Annotated in this window: 15 protein-coding genes; 10 read left to right on the top strand and 5 right to left on the bottom strand. The window is 42.3% G+C overall.

Going from position 1 to position 16,884, the window contains the following annotated elements; genetic code table 11:
* The first annotated feature begins 227 nt into the window (after positions 1-227).
* Positions 228-1,835, top strand: coding sequence for an ABC-F family ATPase (locus OCV44_RS20795; RefSeq protein ID WP_139684288.1), 1,608 nt, complete (start codon positions 228-230; stop codon positions 1,833-1,835).
* A gap of 245 nt (positions 1,836-2,080) precedes the next feature.
* Here the strand turns inward: OCV44_RS20795 and OCV44_RS20790 are convergent, their stop codons facing one another.
* From OCV44_RS20790 to OCV44_RS20780, 3 genes are all read right to left on the bottom strand, one after another.
* Entirely contained in the window at positions 2,081-3,967 is a 1,887-nt protein-coding gene (locus OCV44_RS20790; protein ID WP_139684289.1) for a methyl-accepting chemotaxis protein, read from the bottom strand.
* Positions 3,968-4,239: 272 nt separating this feature from the next.
* On the bottom strand, positions 4,240-4,764 hold the full coding sequence (locus OCV44_RS20785) for a hypothetical protein (protein ID WP_009845348.1): 525 nt from the start codon (positions 4,762-4,764) through the stop codon (positions 4,240-4,242).
* 112 nt (positions 4,765-4,876) lie between these two features.
* Positions 4,877-5,266 (bottom strand): YgiW/YdeI family stress tolerance OB fold protein, encoded by a 390-nt coding sequence (locus OCV44_RS20780; protein ID WP_139684290.1) that lies wholly within the window; start codon positions 5,264-5,266, stop codon positions 4,877-4,879.
* A gap of 264 nt (positions 5,267-5,530) precedes the next feature.
* Between OCV44_RS20780 and OCV44_RS20775 the strand changes: the two genes are divergently transcribed.
* Genes OCV44_RS20775 through modC form a run of 4 tightly spaced genes read left to right on the top strand, consistent with a single transcriptional unit; the run spans position 5,531 to position 9,615 of the window.
* Positions 5,531-6,997, top strand: coding sequence for a cobyric acid synthase (locus OCV44_RS20775; protein ID WP_139684291.1), 1,467 nt, complete (start codon positions 5,531-5,533; stop codon positions 6,995-6,997).
* Between the two features lie 57 nt (positions 6,998-7,054).
* Entirely contained in the window at positions 7,055-7,813 is a 759-nt protein-coding gene (modA, locus tag OCV44_RS20770) for a molybdate ABC transporter substrate-binding protein (protein WP_139684292.1), read from the top strand.
* Complete coding sequence (gene modB / locus OCV44_RS20765; protein ID WP_139684293.1) at positions 7,814-8,512, top strand: molybdate ABC transporter permease subunit; 699 nt, start codon at positions 7,814-7,816, stop codon at positions 8,510-8,512.
* Positions 8,509-9,615 carry a molybdenum ABC transporter ATP-binding protein ModC gene (gene modC, locus OCV44_RS20760; RefSeq protein ID WP_139684294.1) on the top strand — a complete coding sequence of 369 codons (1,107 nt, stop codon included), beginning with the start codon at positions 8,509-8,511 and terminating at the stop codon, positions 9,613-9,615. Before modB ends, modC begins: the two co-directional genes overlap by 4 nt.
* A 383-nt stretch (positions 9,616-9,998) precedes the next feature.
* Here modC and OCV44_RS20755 read toward each other — a convergent pair whose 3' ends face one another.
* On the bottom strand, positions 9,999-10,436 hold the full coding sequence (locus tag OCV44_RS20755; RefSeq protein ID WP_004731036.1) for a DUF3069 domain-containing protein: 438 nt from the start codon (positions 10,434-10,436) through the stop codon (positions 9,999-10,001).
* Positions 10,437-10,567: 131 nt separating this feature from the next.
* Here OCV44_RS20755 and OCV44_RS20750 point away from each other — a divergent pair, with 131 nt between their 5' ends.
* A complete protein-coding gene (locus tag OCV44_RS20750; RefSeq protein WP_211349756.1) occupies positions 10,568-11,539 on the top strand; it encodes a diguanylate cyclase in 972 nt (323 codons plus the stop codon).
* Between the two features lie 101 nt (positions 11,540-11,640).
* Entirely contained in the window at positions 11,641-12,627 is a 987-nt protein-coding gene (locus OCV44_RS20745; RefSeq protein ID WP_390903466.1) for a Solitary outer membrane autotransporter beta-barrel domain, read from the top strand.
* Between the two features lie 79 nt (positions 12,628-12,706).
* Here the strand turns inward: OCV44_RS20745 and OCV44_RS20740 are convergent, their stop codons facing one another.
* On the bottom strand, positions 12,707-13,948 hold the full coding sequence (locus tag OCV44_RS20740) for a GGDEF domain-containing protein (RefSeq protein ID WP_139684296.1): 1,242 nt from the start codon (positions 13,946-13,948) through the stop codon (positions 12,707-12,709).
* A gap of 393 nt (positions 13,949-14,341) precedes the next feature.
* Here OCV44_RS20740 and OCV44_RS20735 point away from each other — a divergent pair, with 393 nt between their 5' ends.
* The 3 genes from OCV44_RS20735 to pntA all read left to right on the top strand — a co-directional run bounded on the left by OCV44_RS20735 (position 14,342) and on the right by pntA (position 16,878).
* The gene (locus tag OCV44_RS20735) at positions 14,342-14,710 is read left to right on the top strand and encodes a late competence development ComFB family protein (protein WP_009845358.1); all 369 of its coding nucleotides are present in this window, start codon (positions 14,342-14,344) and stop codon (positions 14,708-14,710) included.
* A 38-nt stretch (positions 14,711-14,748) separates the two neighbouring features.
* Entirely contained in the window at positions 14,749-15,030 is a 282-nt protein-coding gene (locus OCV44_RS20730; protein ID WP_012600627.1) for an HlyU family transcriptional regulator, read from the top strand.
* Between the two features lie 300 nt (positions 15,031-15,330).
* Positions 15,331-16,878 (top strand): Re/Si-specific NAD(P)(+) transhydrogenase subunit alpha, encoded by a 1,548-nt coding sequence (pntA, locus tag OCV44_RS20725; protein ID WP_139684297.1) that lies wholly within the window; start codon positions 15,331-15,333, stop codon positions 16,876-16,878.
* The last annotated feature ends 6 nt before the right edge of the window (positions 16,879-16,884 follow it).

The raw sequence follows: 16,884 nt of genomic DNA, 5'->3' as shown, positions 1-16,884 counted from the left end.
GATGGAATGAGTGGGGATTTTTTCTTTTTATGATGTAATAACAGACGAAATACACTTTATTGTGCGTTGTTCTTCATTCGTTCACTGTTTAACCTCGACAATGTGATCCTGATCTCTATATAATCCGCGCTTCGTTTTATGTTTAATCCATACTTTCGTACTTCTTATTTTGGCTAATTGAAATAGCTAAATAATTATCTGTCAGTACACGCTTAGGAATTAGTTCTTTGATATCTACCGCGAACATCACAATGCAATTTGGCGCAGAGCCGCTGTTTGAAAACATCTCTGCTAAATTTGGTAACGGAAACCGCTATGGTTTGATCGGCGCCAATGGTTGCGGAAAATCAACGTTCATGAAAATCCTAAGTGGTGCATTAACGCCAAGCTCAGGTAACGTTTCTATCACTCCTGGAGAGAAACTGGGTGTTTTGAGTCAAGATCAGTTCGCTTTTGAACAGTACAGCGTTATCGACGTTGTGATCATGGGCGACAGAAAACTGTGGGAAGTAAAACAAGAACGTGAGCGCATTTATTCTTTGCCAGAAATGAGCGAAGACGATGGTATGAAAGTCGCGGAACTTGAAAGTGAATTCGCGGAAATGGATGGCTACACAGCAGAAAGCCGTGCAGGTGATATCCTAATCCAAGCGGGTATCGAAGAAGAGTTTCATTTCGGTCTGATGCAACAAGTTGCTCCAGGTTGGAAACTGCGTGTGCTATTGGCACAAGCACTGTTTGCAAACCCAGACATCCTGCTTCTTGATGAACCTACCAACAACTTGGACATTCATACGATCAACTGGCTTGCTGAAGAGCTAAACCAGCGTAAATGTACAATGATCATCATTTCGCACGATAGACACTTCCTGAACTCTGTATGTACACATATGGCGGACATCGACTACGGCGAGCTACGTGTTTACCCTGGTAACTACGAGTACTTCCTAGAAGCATCTGGTTTGATTCGTGATCAACTTCTAGCGAGCAATGCTAAGAAAGCGGCTGAGATCAGCGAGCTTCAAGATTTCGTAAACCGTTTTGGTGCTAACGCATCTAAAGCAAAGCAAGCAAGTTCACGTGCTAAGAAAATGGACAAAATCACGCTTGATGAAGTGAAATCATCGAGCCGTATGAGCCCATCAATTGATTTTGGTGAAGGCAAGAAACTGCACCGTCAAGCGCTTGAACTTAAAGAGCTTGGTCACGGCTTCGATGGCGAAATACTGTTTGCTGGTGGCAATTTACTGCTTGAAGCGGGTACACGCCTTGCAGTTATCGGTGAGAACGGTGTGGGTAAAACAACGCTACTGAAATGTCTAGTTCAAGAACTAGAGCAAAACGAAGGTATCGTTAAATGGTCTGAAAACGCATCTGTAGGCTACTGCCCACAAGATAGCTCGTCTGACTTTGATAACGACCTGAGCATCTTCGATTGGATCTCACAATGGCGTACAGTGAAGCACGATGATCTTATGGTACGTGGCATTCTTGGTCGTCTATTGTTTACTGCTGATGATGCGAATAAGAAAGCGCGTAACTGTTCTGGTGGTGAGAAGAACCGTCTGTTATTCGGCAAGCTAATGATGCAAGACATCAACGTGCTTGTGATGGACGAACCAACCAACCACATGGACATGGAAGCAATCCAAGCCTTGAACGACGCATTGAAGGTTTACACGGGGACGCTTATCTTTGTAAGCCATGACCGTGAATTCGTTTCTTCACTAGCAACACACATCATTGATGTAAAAGACCAACAGCTAGTGAGCTTCCAAGGTACTTATGAAGAGTACTTGGATCATCAGAAAAAGATGCTGATGGTTAGCTTATAACAGTCTTAGTTGGTCTATAACCGTATTGGTTGGCCTATCGTTGCATAGATAGATAGATAAATTGATAAACGGTTAAGCTAACCGTTTATTAGCTAACTATAATAAGAATGCAATGAGAAGAAGAAAGCCCCCGAACACAATAGTGGTCGGGGGCTTTTTGTTATTCTAATGTTGGCTCTAATTCTTAACCAGGGGTAAACAAATTTGCTTATCCCTGGTTAAACTAGAATCTAATATCCAAACATCTAGTATTTGAACAACTGAACTTGAGTATCTAACTGTTGAGCAATACCGCGCAACTCTTCAGAAAGATGACGAGAGTTATCAGCCTCAGTAGACATGTTTTCTGATACATCATTAACCAACTGAATGTTCTTACTAACTTCGCCGGTTACCGATCTTTGTTCAGAAGCTGCGTTCGAGATATGAGAAGCCATCTCCGAAATCTGCTGTATCGATGTCGCGATCTCTTCTAATGCAACTGTCGCATTGTTCGCATCATCGACACTTGATTGTGCCAAATCTTGGCTACGCTGCATTGATTCAACCGCACTGACGCTGTTTTTCTGCAAAGTTTCAATCATTTCGCGAATTTCGTCTGTAGAACTGTGGGTGCGTTGTGAAAGAACACGAACCTCGTCTGCAACAACAGCAAAACCGCGTCCTTGCTCACCTGCACGTGCCGCTTCAATCGCTGCATTTAGGGCAAGTAGGTTGGTTTGTTCTGCAATATCAGAAATGGTTGAAAGAATCGTGTTGATATCTAACGCGTTTTTCTCAACCTCTTGAATGATCCCTGAAGCGTTTTCAACTTGTTGAGCAAGGTTAGTGATCGAATCTTGGTTGCGAATGATCACTTGCTTACCTTGTTCACAGTTTTCTGTTGAACTGATCGCTGAATCAGCCGTCATTTGCGCATTGTTTGCTACTTCTTCTGCTGTTGCCGACATTTCATGTACGGCTGTAGCAATTTGTGAGATTTCGTGAAGCTGGACTGATAAGCCTTCACTTGTTTGACGAGCAACATTGGTGCTAATTTCAGATTGCTGGTTAAGCTGGTTTGAAGAGCCCGCAATATCACGCACTATCTCTTGAAGTTTTGCGATGAAAGCGTTGACGTGATGCGCTAGAGTGCCGATCTCGTCTTTACTATGAACTGTCATACGCTGTGTTAAGTCGCCGTCACCTTTAGACAGTGCTTCCATTGCTGAACTTAGTGTCGTTAGTGGCGCGAGTGCTTTCTTGATGATAAACATCGCAACAAATGCGATCACAGCAAGTTGTATTAGGCCAAATATTACCGACTGTCGTACTAATGAATAGTAAGAAGCAAAAGAGTGATCTTTATCGATAACAACAGTGAAGTACCAGTCCGTATGAGGCACTTTCTGAGCAGAAAGAAGGGAGTCGGTACCTTCAATCGTTAGCTCTTCAAATTCTGGATTTTGCGCAAGTGATTTGATTTTCTGAGCAGAAAGGTTGTTTGAAATATTAGAAACAGGCTTTAGCGTTAGGCTACGGTCTCTATGGGCAACAATGTTACCTTTACCATCGACAAGAAAAGCGTAAACACCAGGTTGCTCAATACTGACAATATCATTGATGAGGGTGTTTAAGTTCAAGTCTGCACCAATAACGCCAGAGAAACCGTTGGTACTGAATGGACTTGCAATTGTTACCACTAGGTCATTGGTAGCCACATCAACATAGGGTTCAGTGACTACTGTTTGACCTGCCGCCATAGGCGCTTTGTACCAATCTCGAGTACGTGGGTCATAGTCTTGAGGTATTGGCAAATCTCCACCTAGAAGAAAGCGACCGTCGGAAAGCCCAGCGTAGGCAATTTGGAATTTACCAGCACTTGTACTTTGAGTTAAATAGCTGGTTGGGTCATCGGTAAAAGTGAATGCATTTTTGGCTGCATTTACAACGTTGATCCGGCCTTCAATCCATTTTTCTATACCCGATACGGTCGTATCAGTGAGTGTATTTGAATATTGCTGAATGGAACGATAAGTTTCGTTGAGAAGTTGCTTACCTGTTACGTAAGTCTGAATCATAGTCATCGCGAAAATAATGACAACAAACATCAATGTTAATTTGTTTTTGATCGAAATATTGTTAACACCCATTTACGGTACTTCACTCTATTAGAAATTTGTGAGAGAGTAGCAGTACGCCGTATTAGGGTAAAGATATTTTATTAATAGATTTTAATTAATAAAATAATTATATAAACAACTAATACTAAAGTGTTATTCAGGGGGAGGGTCCTGCGGGTTTTACACTATGTTTCAGGTGCAGTGACGAGCACTTATTAAGTACTAATGGAGGCAAAACCGAGTATCTACTAGCCTCGAAGACGCAAAGGCACCAGCTCGTTGCAGATTTAATAATGTACAGTTTAAAAGCCAAATCGAGCTGACATTAAGAACTGGTGTCCGTAAGTACCGTTATTTCGAAGGTCAATACCTACTGAAAGCTGTTCTGTTGAGTGGAAGCGAGCCCCTACACCGACAATTGAACTCGTGTCGTCGCTGTCGACGAGTTGACCAAGGCGGGCGTTAACTTCAATGTTTGCCAGCAACCAAGCTCTTAAACCAATATTGATTTCAGTTTTAATGTGGTTACCATCATTACGTTCGATGTTGTGCAGTAACATCTGTCCAGTAATATCAGCCAACTGATTAATTGGGCCGTTGAACCCCATACCTACAGCCGCATCCCAATCCCCTTCAAATTCAGAATCGATTCGAGCAACAAAGTGTGAGTTTTGAGTGAACATTGTTGTGACTTCGCCACCAAATGTACTAGGGCTAATACCTGTGCGTAGCTCAAATGTGTTGTAGTTAAAGTTGTTTGCATACGCAGAGAATGAACACAGTGTAACCAACCCCAAAAGGACCGTCTTGTTTGCGCTACCTAGCATGGTGACTCCATATTAATTATATTTTTCGGCATTATAATGCAAAAAAGCCTGCAATATGCAGGCCATTTGTTATAAATCGTGTCTAGGAAGTCAACTGGACGGAGTTTAGAGCTTACAAAACTTGAATATGATCAACTTCGATCTCTGGCGTTTTGCCACCTTCGTATTCGCCAAATATACGAACTTTTGTATCTGCAGTGAGCGGCTGTGCTAGAAGGATATCGTCATCCAGTTCGATTTGAATTTCACTCTGACCATCAGAGAATACAAACGTATCATTCTTTAGTTGACGAACAATCTTGCCATCTACAATCGCTTCTTGCTCTGCGAACATGCTGGTGTCTGCTAGTAAAGTCGCAACCGAAACTGTTTCAATCGGTCCTGTGTAAGCAATAGCGCTCTGATGCTTGTTGTTTTCGCTGTTGTTGTGATGGTCACTAGCCATTGCGAAAGTAGGAGCAAGGATAATAGTAGATGCGATAGCTAATACAGTTTTTTTCATGGTGAATCCCTTAATGTTGTTTTTTTAGTAGAAACGTTTTTCTGAATTTGAAACGTTTCTTTTCGTTAGTGCGCTTATTTTGTTTGTAAGCTTCGTTTCGATGGAGCTATTAAACAACACTGAGGTTGAATCCATAGTGAGTAACACATTCATTTTCCATTCATTTTATTGAGCATCTACTTGGTAATGACGTTAAGATGGAAGCAGAGAAACATTGCCCACAGCTATAAATTGAAAATTAAGAAATAAAGGATTTAAGTACAGATGCGATCACCGTTAAACGCCCTTATGGTTCAAGGGACAACATCAGATGCCGGAAAAAGTGTTTTGGTGGCAGGTTTATGCCGTGTTTTGGCAAGGAAAGGCATCAAAGTGGCACCATTTAAGCCACAAAATATGGCGCTAAACAGCGCAGTAACAAAAGATGGTGGCGAGATTGGTCGTGCTCAAGCAGTTCAGGCACAAGCTTGTAATATTGAGCCTACCGTTCATATGAACCCTGTATTGCTAAAACCCAATTCAGATACGGGCGCGCAAGTGATCCTACAAGGTAGAGCACTGACGAATATGGAAGCGATCGGATATCACGACTACAAGAAAGTTGCGATGAATTCGGTTATCGATTCATTTGATCGACTTTCCGATGAATACCAAAGCGTGATGATTGAAGGTGCGGGCAGTCCCGCAGAGATCAATCTTCGAGAAAACGATATCGCGAACATGGGCTTTGCTGAAAAGGCAGACGTCCCAGTGATCATCGTTGCTGATATTGATCGTGGTGGCGTTTTTGCACATCTCTACGGCACGTTAGCTCTGTTATCTGAATCTGAACAAGCGCGCGTAAAAGGCTTTGTGATAAACCGTTTTAGAGGTGATATTGCGCTTTTACAATCGGGTTTAGATTGGCTAGAAGAGAAAACAGGTAAGCCTGTGATAGGGGTTTTGCCTTATCTACATGGTTTTAACTTAGAAGCGGAAGATGCCATTACCTCAGCCCAAGAATCTGACGGAGAAGCTAAACTCAAGGTTGTGGTGCCTGTACTAACTCGAATCAGTAACCATACAGACTTTGACGCTCTGCGACTTAACCCGTCGATTGATTTACGTTACGTAGGCAAAGGCGAGCGCCTGAACAACGCGGATTTGATTGTATTGCCGGGAACAAAATCGGTAAGAGCCGATTTGGAATACTTAAAACAGCAAGGCTGGGATAAAGATATTCAGCGTCACCTACGACTAGGCGGCAAAGTCATGGGTATTTGTGGCGGTTATCAGATGCTAGGGAACATCATTCATGATCCAGATGGTGTTGAAGGGAAACCTGGAAGCAGTGAAGGGTTGGGGTATCTTGATACTGAAACGACACTAACACAGCAGAAAACCTTAACTAATGTGTGTGGAACCATGACACTTGATGGCAAAACTGCACAAGTAAAAGGGTATGAAATCCACGTAGGTAGGACTGATGTCAATGAAACGGTATTACCGGTTCAGTTAGAATCTGGGAGTGTTGATGGTGCTATGAATCAAGATAACTCAATTTTTGGTACTTACCTGCATGGTGTATTCGATAACAGTGATGCATTGTCGCTTATTTGCGAATGGGCAGGCGCCAATGATGTGACAGCGATTGACCATGAACAGCTTAAAGAGTTGGGTATCAATCGAATCGCTGATGCCATCGAAGATCACTTGAACCTTGACCTGCTTTGGCCTGAATTAACAGCTTAGGCCGCAACTTAGAAGTTAGCTCAAGAATTTAAACGAACAATAGATTAAATGAGAATAATGAAAAAACGAGTCATCCTTTTAACTATCGTCTTAGCTTCGGCACTGAATTCTACTCATCTTTTGGCTGCCGAAAAGCTACGAGTTTATGCTGCGTCGTCTATGACAAATGCGGTTAACTTGTTAGTTGAAGAGTTTGAGAAAGATCACTCTGTCGATGTGATTCCAGTCTATGCGAGCACGTCTTCTTTGGTGCGCCAAATCGAAAGAGGTGCGCCAGCAGACATCTTTATCTCGGCAAACGAAAAATGGATGACGCATTTAGTCGATCGTCAATTGGCTTTTAGTGACAATGTCACTAATTTATGTAAAAACGAGCTTGTGCTGATTTCCCCTAAAGAGATGCCAATATCTTTGGAGCTATCAAACGGTGTTCAATGGTCTAAACTACTTACTAATGAAAGGCTTGCGGTTGGCAACACCATGTCGGTTCCTGCGGGTATCTATGCGAAGGAAGCGCTAGAAACGTTAGGCGTATGGGATGATGTGAAGACTCGATTGGCACCAAGTAACAATGTACGTATGGCATTGGCTTTGGTAGAGCGTAGTGAAGCTAAGCTTGGCATTGTCTACAAAACAGATGCGTTGCTTTCTAAGGAAGTGAACCTAGTGTCGACGTTCCCATCCGATTTACATACGCCAATACGTTACCCTGTAGCGAAATTGAGTGATAAAGTCGTCGCAGAACAGTTCTATACTTTCCTAAAGAGCGAAAAAGCGAAGGACACCTTGAACAGTTTTGGATTTGAAGTGCGCTAAATGATGTATTTATCGGAATACGAATACCAAGCGTTAATGCTGAGCTTGAAAGTCGCTGGGTTTGCCATCTTGTGGCTTATTCCTATCGGTATCGGCTTAGCATGGTTGCTTGCTAAGAAACAATTTGTGGGCAAAAGCATTGTAGAAAGTATTGTTCATTTGCCTTTGGTGCTTCCACCCGTGGTTATTGGTTATTTGCTACTAGTGATGATGGGTAGGCAAGGCATTATTGGATCGTGGCTTAATGACGTGTTTGGTATTGTATTCAGTTTTAGCTGGAAGGGCGCTGCTCTGGCGTGTGTGGTCGTGGCGTTACCTCTGATGGTACGTTCTATACGACTGAGCTTAGAAACCGTAGACAGTAAACTTGAAGAGGCTGCAGCCACGCTAGGCGCTTCACCTCTTCGTGTGTTTTTCACCATCACTTTACCTTTAATGATCCCTGGGATCATTACTGGCACCATGCTTTCATTTGCGAGAAGCTTGGGTGAGTTTGGTGCGACCATCAGCTTCGTTTCCAATATACCTGGAGAAACTCAAACCATTCCTTTAGCCATGTATACCTTTATTGAAACCCCTGGAGCTGAAATGGAAGCGGCGCGTTTGTGTGTCATTTCTATTGTTATCGCACTGAGTTCACTGATGTTATCTGAATGGCTCAACAAAAAGTCAGCAAAACGTTTGGGGGGCAACGCATGAGCGCTTTGGTCCTCCAATATCAGCAACAGCTTGGTGAAACGTTTTTTGATATTGACTTAGAATTGCCAAGTACTGGTATTACGGCAATTTTCGGTCGTTCTGGTGCAGGTAAAACTTCACTTATCAATGCCATTAGTGGTCTCACACAACCAGATAATGGCTTGATCAGCGTATCTGGAACCATTCTGTTTGATAGTGAAAATGGCATCAACTTACCAACTCACAAACGCAACGTCGGCTATGTATTCCAAGAATCGCGATTGTTCCCACACATGAAGGTAGCGGCGAATTTAAAGTACGGCGTGAAATGCGTCGATAACGTGCACTTTGAACAAATAGTCTCGCTGCTATCGTTGGGCTCGCTGCTTGATCGCTATCCAGCCCGCTTGTCTGGGGGGGAGAAGCAACGTGTAGCGATTGGCCGAGCACTGTTGTCTAAGCCCAGCATTCTATTGATGGATGAGCCATTGGCGTCTCTGGACTTACCTCGTAAGCGTGAAGTAATGCCGTTTCTGGAAAACTTATCTGAAACCGTCCAAATACCGATTATCTATGTCACTCATAGCCTCAATGAAATATTACGCTTGGCAAATCACCTTGTGATCATTGATCAAGGCAAAGTTATTTCATCGGGGATGACAGAAGAGGTATGGGCATCGAGAGCCATGCAACCGTGGCAATCTTTTTCAGAGCAAAGTTCGTTGTTTGAAGCGACGTTAACGGAACATAATGATGATTATGCGTTGTCACGTCTAACATTAGGTAAATCAACGTCACTTTGGGTTCAAAAGGTATCGAGCGAGCTTGGCACTACAGTAAGGCTGCAAGTGAGGGCAAATGATGTCTCTATCACGCTACAGCAGCCGGAAGGCACTTCGATACGTAATATCCTACCTGTCACTATTAAAAGGGTAGAGACGCACCAACAAGGCTCGAATAAGCAGAGTGTCGCTGTCGAGTTAGAACTTGAGGCCGGATGCTACCTATGGGCAACCATTACATTGTGGGCGCTGGATGAGCTGAATTTAGAAATTGGACAACGTGTCTACGCACAAATTAAAGGCGTGAGTGTCGCGCAAAGAGATATCGCGATTACGCACTAAACTTATGCACTAAGTTTATGCAGCAAGCTCATGCGACAAGATATTCAGATCTAGCGGTAATACATTAAGATCCCACGACGTACCTGGTTTTTGGTTTCATTTTAGAACGGGTAAAACTCGATCTTGATTCTGTGACTCGATGTTGATTCCATAAATGACTACATGCGTCATTTTTATACGGTATCACTGCCAGTTTTGCGTCATACTATATGAGTGTTTATGCGTATTTTTTGTGCAATGAGAAAAGTTAGAATTATAAGAGCCACAAAAGAACGTATAGAAAAAGCTGCAGGTACAAAAAAGCCGCATGTTTTAAATAACATACGGCTTAATCATTAAGCTTTCGTTAAGCATTCAACCTAAATTTAGATGCTCTGAATAGCTTAGCGGATGAAAACTTCTTTGAAATCACGCTTCAAGATAGCATCACGGCGCGCTTTCTTGATTTGCTTAGCCATGTCTTTTACACAGTTATGTAAAATTTGGTCAAGCAGTTGAGCTCGGTACTCTTCTTTTTCTTCATCAGACATGCCTTCTGGAAGTTTAAGAGTAGGGAACTCCTCCATCATGTTTACGCCAGCGAAAGCTTGGCTAACAGAGATTAGAGCGTGGAATTGCTCAAAGTTGTCCAAAACATTTTGTGCGCTTGCTGGAAGGCTGCTCCAAGTTTCACGCACTGCTTCTTCAGACACTTCGTGAATAGAAGTAACCATGTTGTGCATCTCTTTAGGCACTTCATCAAATTCGATAACTTGGCGAAGCTCTGGTGAGATAGTGGTTAAATCGATTTCTTGTACTTCGTTGTTTGTAGCGTCTGACATAGTATTTCTCTTTAAAAAGAAACAATGCTAAAAAGATCTGTAAAAAAGTCAATATAATATAGAGATTAGGGCATGATTTAAGCCCAAATTTGAGCTACTTTGAATATTCAACACTAGATAAAGGTGATGTGATGATAGAAAAGGGATCTTCGATGCGCATATTGCTAGTTGATGACGTTCAACTGGATAGGATGCAACTCGCTATTCGACTCAAGCAACTGGGTCATGTTGTAGAAGCTGTTGGTAGCGGAAAAGAAGCCCTCAATGTTTATTCTGATTTTGATCCTGAACTCGTGTTATTGGATATCAGCATGCCAGACATGGATGGTTTTGAGGTCGCTAACGAAGTTCGTCGACAATTCCCAGAATGGGTTCCGATCATCTTTTTGAGCGGTCATGAAGAGCCTGAAATGATCGCAAAAGCGATTGATGCCGGCGGCGATGATTATTTGATCAAACCGGTAAACAAAGTTGTTTTGAACTCTAAGTTGATTGCGATGCAGCGTATTGCGCACATGAGACGAGAGTTAAAACAGAGTACCGCCAAACTCGAAGAACTGAATATTTTACTGCAACAACAAGCCAACGAAGACGGCCTAACCAAATTATACAACCGTCGATATATGGATACTAAGCTTGAAGAGAGCATTGCGTGGCACGGACGACGTAATATATCCATGACCGTCATACTACTCGATGTTGACTTCTTTAAGCCTTACAACGATAACTATGGCCATATTCAAGGGGATAAGTGCCTGCAAGGGCTTGCCAATACTTTGAAAGATCTCTTTGTTCGAGCTGGAGAGTTTGTTGGACGTTACGGCGGTGAAGAGTTCGTCATCATTCTGAGTGATACCGACAGCTCCGCGGCTAATTTACAGGCCAATCGTGTAAAAGAAGCGCTGCATCAAATGAACTACGTCCACGACTACTCCACCGTGTCTGACAGGGTGACAGTGTCACAAGGTGTGCTGTCATTCGTGCCTGAAGGCGGTGAAGCTATCGCTTCTATTTACGAAAAGGTAGACCAAGCGCTTTATCAGGCTAAGCAAAGTGGAAGAAATACCTACATACAACGCGATATTATGGAGCTTGAGCAATAGTTGACGAGCTTCGGTAGTAACCTGAATTATACTTCTAGTAGCTTATAAGCCAGGAAGTGACTTAAGTGATAAAAGAAATGCAGCATTCCAAGTCATTCGTCATGACTAACTCAAACAAAGGTCTTGTATTAACTCTGTTTGTTTCCGTGTCTCCAACAACTGTTAACTCAGCTTCACTCTCTGAACTGGTCAGAAAAGACATTGAACAAACCTTCGCAACGAGTGTTTTGCTCAATGATACGGATGTGTTTACCTTTGGCATAAATAATTTTGATCCCAACAAAGTCTTTAGTTTGGACAATGAAGATATTGGCTCTAATGACTCAGTAAGTCGCAGACAAAATATCGCGTCCCTTAGCCTTCCTTATACCTTTGAAGTGCCAAGTTATATTGAAGACAACCATCAAGAAGTAACACTTCGTTTATCTGCGTTGCGGATAGAGAAGGATGTTCAATATGCCAGTTCAACGATAAGCGACTTTCAAAAAGAGTCTGTTGTTTCTGGTTACGTTGAGTATGCGAACGTATCCCAGTTGAACGAATACTGGAGTTTTAGTTCTGCAATTGGTAACCATATTTCCTATTATCGAAACGATTTTGAATATCGTTCTTCGTTGCTTGCACCAATTCAAGGTCAACTGGATGGTCTTTATCTGAACACGGATGCTTGGGCATACATAATAGAGCCTAAGATAAAGTTGATGTTTGAAGATAAGAATGACTGGGGTAAATATAAACTCAGTACCAGTTGGCATTACTTTAATGGTATAGGTTGGGGAGAAGCCAATAACGGTAATATTGGTCACCCAGAAGGTTGGTACATAGCAAATGAAGCTAAGATCTTCTATGACTTAGTTCGTTGGGACAAAAACATCACATCCATGTATTCGAGTATAAGAAGAATTGATATTGGTGGTGATACTGTCGCGTCTATGGGCACTACAGCTTACTACGAAGGTAGTGTAGGTTGGTTGCTTAACCCAAATCTGTTTAATGACTGGGTCGACAATGTAGGAATAGGGTTTACTATCAATTACGGAAGTAGTTTGAAAGGAGGGAGCTTAGTCATCTTCTTTAACCAAGACTAGTCTAAGCACCAACGCTTTCGATGTTCACACCGTTAAATTTCGATGTTCAGAGCTTTACATTCCACGAGTTTCAACGTCTTTAAATATCGACACACAGCTTGTTTCGGCCAGTTTCTTTTGCTTTGTACAGTGCGTTATCGGCAAGTTTCAAGACTTCTACGGGTTGTTTAGTGGTTCTACTATCAGACAGCCCAATGCTCACCGTTACGTTTACGACTTCAGTTGATTTGTTGTTCTGGCCACGCTTTTTAATGCCGACTTCATGGTCGTCAGGGCGATCGTTGCTATTTCGAATCGTCATATCGTAGTTTTGTACTTCGGAAATGAGAGCCTGTAGGTGTTCTTTAACCTGTTCCGAGTATTTCCCTTTAAAAATAATCGTAAACTCTTCACCACCATAGCGATAAGCTTTTGCACCACCGGTTGTTTCACTCAATATACGTGCTACCAACTTCAACACATCGTCGCCAATGTCATGCCCGTAGGTATCGTTAAATTTCTTGAAGTGGTCGATATCAACCATCGCCATTGAGTATTTTCGCCCTAAGTGCTTCATATCCACTTCTAGTGCGTGTCTACCTGGAATGTTAGTTAAACGGTCATTAAAGGCCATATCATGGCTAGCAGAGACGACATAGATAATGAATAGCGTACCAGACAACGAGAACATCGTACTAGAGATGTATTGCACATCAAAAAATATGAATGTACTAGTTGAAAGTAAAATTGCGCTGTATACGACAACATCAATCGCGCGGTTGTATACCAGCACTAAAATCGAAGTAAGACCAAGTAAGCACAGGCTATACAGAACTAAAACGAAAGGCAGCCTCGAGAATCCGTTAACGATAAACAGGATACCTTCGCTCCACGACTCAAATCCACCTGACTGGAAATGAGAAACAATTAATTGTGCCCATACCGTAAACAGAACGAGAACCAAAGCATATAGGAACATGGATTTCGAGTTAACGCCGTTATCTGGGAAGGCATACACCAGTAAGCACGTTACAGGAACTAAAGCGGTTAACAGAGACAGTTCTAATAGAGTGGTGCCTGTGTTGAGTGGCGTTTGTAAACGAACTTGAATGATGAGGTATGCGACGAGCATGGTTAAGGACACCATGGCCATACGACCTTGCTTAAATGTGTGGCACAGCAAAACCGCAACGCTCAATAGAATGTATGGGAGGTTGCTAGCAAACCCTAAGTTTGAATCCGTCACTAGGATGACGTTGTTCATACCTGCAAGTAATATTGCTAATAGAAGTAAGGGAAAGCAAAATCGAAATATGCTCGACGTGACGAAAGAAGATGTCATTTATGTGGTGAGCCTAACTATAATGATGATCTTATATTTTAATTTTATACGTAGGATACGGGTAAACAAGCAATTGCCAAGCTTTTTCACTAAATTATAGCAAAAACATGATCATAGCTCGCTAATTGTACAATTAAATTAATATGTGTTTCGGTTGCTATTAAGCTAAGAACGAGCTAAACAGTATATATGATAAATGAAACAGCTGTTATTGCTACTTAACTAGATTTAGATAGTTTGTGCTTAAGAGTTAGGTGGTTACGTAAGTAGCTATGAACAGATGTTATAACGACTAGCTGCAGAAGCGGTTAGCTACAACGGCGATTAGTTACAACAATGATTAGCTGCAACAACGATTAAACTAGAAACAACCGCTCAACATGGAGGTGTATTATGCAAATCAGTGTCGATGTCCATAACTATATGGAAACTTTGGTGGGAAATGTATTAGCGACAGAGGAGTATGTTTCTGGCTATACCAACGAGCAGTTAGCCGATCTTGCGTGTTTGGCTTTAGGTCAGCTTAAACCCATCTATATTCGCTTCGATGTCGATTTTCTATCGGCATTGCCAGAGGATAAATTGGTACTGTATAAACGAAATAGTGAGATCGCGGTCAAAAATGCAGAAAGTATGATCATTGACGACAGAAGACGCGAGCGTGACGACAATGTGCCCGTAATCTTTAGTCAACATAATTTTGATGATGACGTTGAATTACAATGGTATGAAAAGCCATTGTTGAGCGGCAAACAGTCATGATAGTTTACGGTTAATGCGGTCATTTTAGGAGTAAAAACGTGGGATTCTTTTCTAGATTATTTAGTGGCAAAGAAAAAACCGAACAAAAAGTAGAAATTGAGCCAGTCGAATACAAAGGCTTCAATATCTATCAAGATGCCATTGCTGAATCTGGTCAATACCGTGTAGCTGGGCGAATCGAGAAAGAATTTGATGGTGAAATCAAAACCCATCGTTTTATTCGTTCAGATGTTGTTTCAAACAAACAAGACGCCGATGAACTGATGCTTAAAAAATCGCAGATGTTCATCGACCAAATGGGCGATAGCATTTTTAGCTAACCAAATAGGGTTAGAATTGATGTTGGTCATAATTAGAAGGGCTTTCAGTGTATATGCTGAAAGCTCTTTTTAGTTTTAGGAACAAAGAACAGCTACTCGGTTGTTATTTAAAGGATTATTTGCAAGTGGTTTGACCTCTCAGTTCGAGACGGTCGTCATTTCTTCAAATGAAGCGCTCAAATTCCATCCAAATCGTTATAAGTAATAACTTTTTCTGTTCTTTGAATAAAACACTTGAAGTATTAGTTGTCGTTAGATACAAACGAATAAGTCATTCGTGCCAATAGTCAAGGAATAGCTATGCAAATTGGTGTACCAAGAGAAACACTCGCAGGTGAAACGCGAGTTGCTGCTTCGCCGAAATCGGTAGAACAGCTTCTAAAATTAGGATTTGAAGTTTGTGTTGAATCACAAGCAGGTGCGTTAGCAAGTTTTGAAGATTCAGCTTATGAACAAGCTGGAGCAAAAATTGTCACCGCTGATGAAGCTTGGAAATCCGATATTATTTTTAAAGTTAACGCTCCGATCGTTGACGAAACTAAAAATGAAATTGATCTTCTTAAAGATGGCGCAACATTGGTCAGTTTTATTTGGCCAGCTCAGAACCCAGAATTAATGGATCAATTGTCCACTCGTAACATCAACGTGATGGCGATGGATTCCGTACCTCGTATTTCAAGAGCTCAAGCACTGGATGCATTGAGTTCTATGGCTAACATCGCGGGTTATCGTGCTGTGGTTGAAGCGGCACATGAATTTGGTCGATTCTTCACGGGTCAAATTACGGCGGCAGGTAAAGTTCCACCTGCGAAAGTATTGGTTGCTGGTGCGGGTGTTGCTGGCTTAGCGGCAATTGGCGCTGCAGGCAGCTTAGGTGCGATCGTTCGTTCATTCGATGTTCGTCCTGAAGTAAAAGAGCAAGTCGAGTCTATGGGCGCTGAATTCTTGGAAGTGGATTTCAAGGAAGATACCAGCGCGGGCGACGGCTACGCAAAAGAGATGTCTGAAGCATTCAACAAGAAAGCTGAAGAACTTTATGCAGCTCAAGTAAAAGATGTCGATATCATTATTACAACGGCACTGATTCCAGGTCGCCCAGCCCCTAAGCTGATTACCAAAGAGATGGTAGACAGTATGAGTGCAGGTAGTGTGATTGTGGATCTTGCTGCTGCCAATGGCGGTAACTGTGAATACACGGTTGCGGATCAAGTTATTACAACGACTAACGGCGTGAAGGTAGTCGGTTACACCGATATGGTTGGTCGACTACCGACTCAATCATCTCAACTGTATGCAACGAACCTAGTTAACCTGCTGAAACTGCTTTGCAAAGAGAAAGATGGCAACATCAATATCGACTTTGAAGATGTCGTTTTGCGCGGTGTTACTGTGGTCAAAGAGGGCGAGGTCACTTGGCCAGCTCCGCCAATTCAAGTTTCAGCTCAACCACAACAAGCTAAGCCAAAAGCGGACAAACCTGAGCCTAAAGTTGAAGAACCTGCTTCTCCAATTAAGAAAGTGGCGGGTATGGTGGTTGCTGTTGGTGCATTCGCTTGGGTAGCGTCGGTTGCTCCGGCTGCGTTCTTATCTCACTTTACCGTTTTTGTTCTCGCTTGCGTGGTGGGTTATTACGTCGTTTGGAACGTAAGCCATTCTCTTCATACGCCTTTGATGTCGGTAACTAACGCGATCTCAGGGATCATTGTATTAGGCGCACTATTACAAATAGGACAAGGAAGTGGCGTCGTCACGTTCTTATCATTTATTGCCGTATTAATTGCAAGTATCAATATCTTTGGTGGCTTTACTGTGACCAAACGTATGCTTGAAATGTTCCGTAAAGACTAAGGAGTA

Source organism: Vibrio tasmaniensis (assembly GCF_024347635.1).
GTDB classification, from domain to species: Bacteria; Pseudomonadota; Gammaproteobacteria; order Enterobacterales; family Vibrionaceae; genus Vibrio; species Vibrio tasmaniensis.
Note: the sequence above shows the minus strand (reverse complement) of the source record. Positions and strands in the feature narration are given on the sequence as shown.

Excerpts from the sequence above, each read along its gene's own strand:
- OCV44_RS20790 (WP_139684289.1), bottom strand. The coding sequence starts at position 3,967 with ATGGGTGTTAACAATATTTCGATCAAAAACAAATTAACATTGATGTTT.
- OCV44_RS20785 (WP_009845348.1), bottom strand. The coding sequence starts at position 4,764 with ATGCTAGGTAGCGCAAACAAGACGGTCCTTTTGGGGTTGGTTACACTG.
- OCV44_RS20780 (WP_139684290.1), bottom strand. The coding sequence starts at position 5,266 with ATGAAAAAAACTGTATTAGCTATCGCATCTACTATTATCCTTGCTCCT.
- OCV44_RS20775 (WP_139684291.1), top strand. The coding sequence starts at position 5,531 with ATGCGATCACCGTTAAACGCCCTTATGGTTCAAGGGACAACATCAGAT.
- modA (WP_139684292.1), top strand. The coding sequence starts at position 7,055 with ATGAAAAAACGAGTCATCCTTTTAACTATCGTCTTAGCTTCGGCACTG.
- modB (WP_139684293.1), top strand. The coding sequence starts at position 7,814 with ATGATGTATTTATCGGAATACGAATACCAAGCGTTAATGCTGAGCTTG.
- modC (WP_139684294.1), top strand. The coding sequence starts at position 8,509 with ATGAGCGCTTTGGTCCTCCAATATCAGCAACAGCTTGGTGAAACGTTT.
- OCV44_RS20755 (WP_004731036.1), bottom strand. The coding sequence starts at position 10,436 with ATGTCAGACGCTACAAACAACGAAGTACAAGAAATCGATTTAACCACT.
- OCV44_RS20750 (WP_211349756.1), top strand. The coding sequence starts at position 10,568 with ATGATAGAAAAGGGATCTTCGATGCGCATATTGCTAGTTGATGACGTT.
- OCV44_RS20745 (WP_390903466.1), top strand. The coding sequence starts at position 11,641 with ATGACTAACTCAAACAAAGGTCTTGTATTAACTCTGTTTGTTTCCGTG.
- OCV44_RS20740 (WP_139684296.1), bottom strand. The coding sequence starts at position 13,948 with ATGACATCTTCTTTCGTCACGTCGAGCATATTTCGATTTTGCTTTCCC.
- OCV44_RS20735 (WP_009845358.1), top strand. The coding sequence starts at position 14,342 with ATGCAAATCAGTGTCGATGTCCATAACTATATGGAAACTTTGGTGGGA.
- pntA (WP_139684297.1), top strand. The coding sequence starts at position 15,331 with ATGCAAATTGGTGTACCAAGAGAAACACTCGCAGGTGAAACGCGAGTT.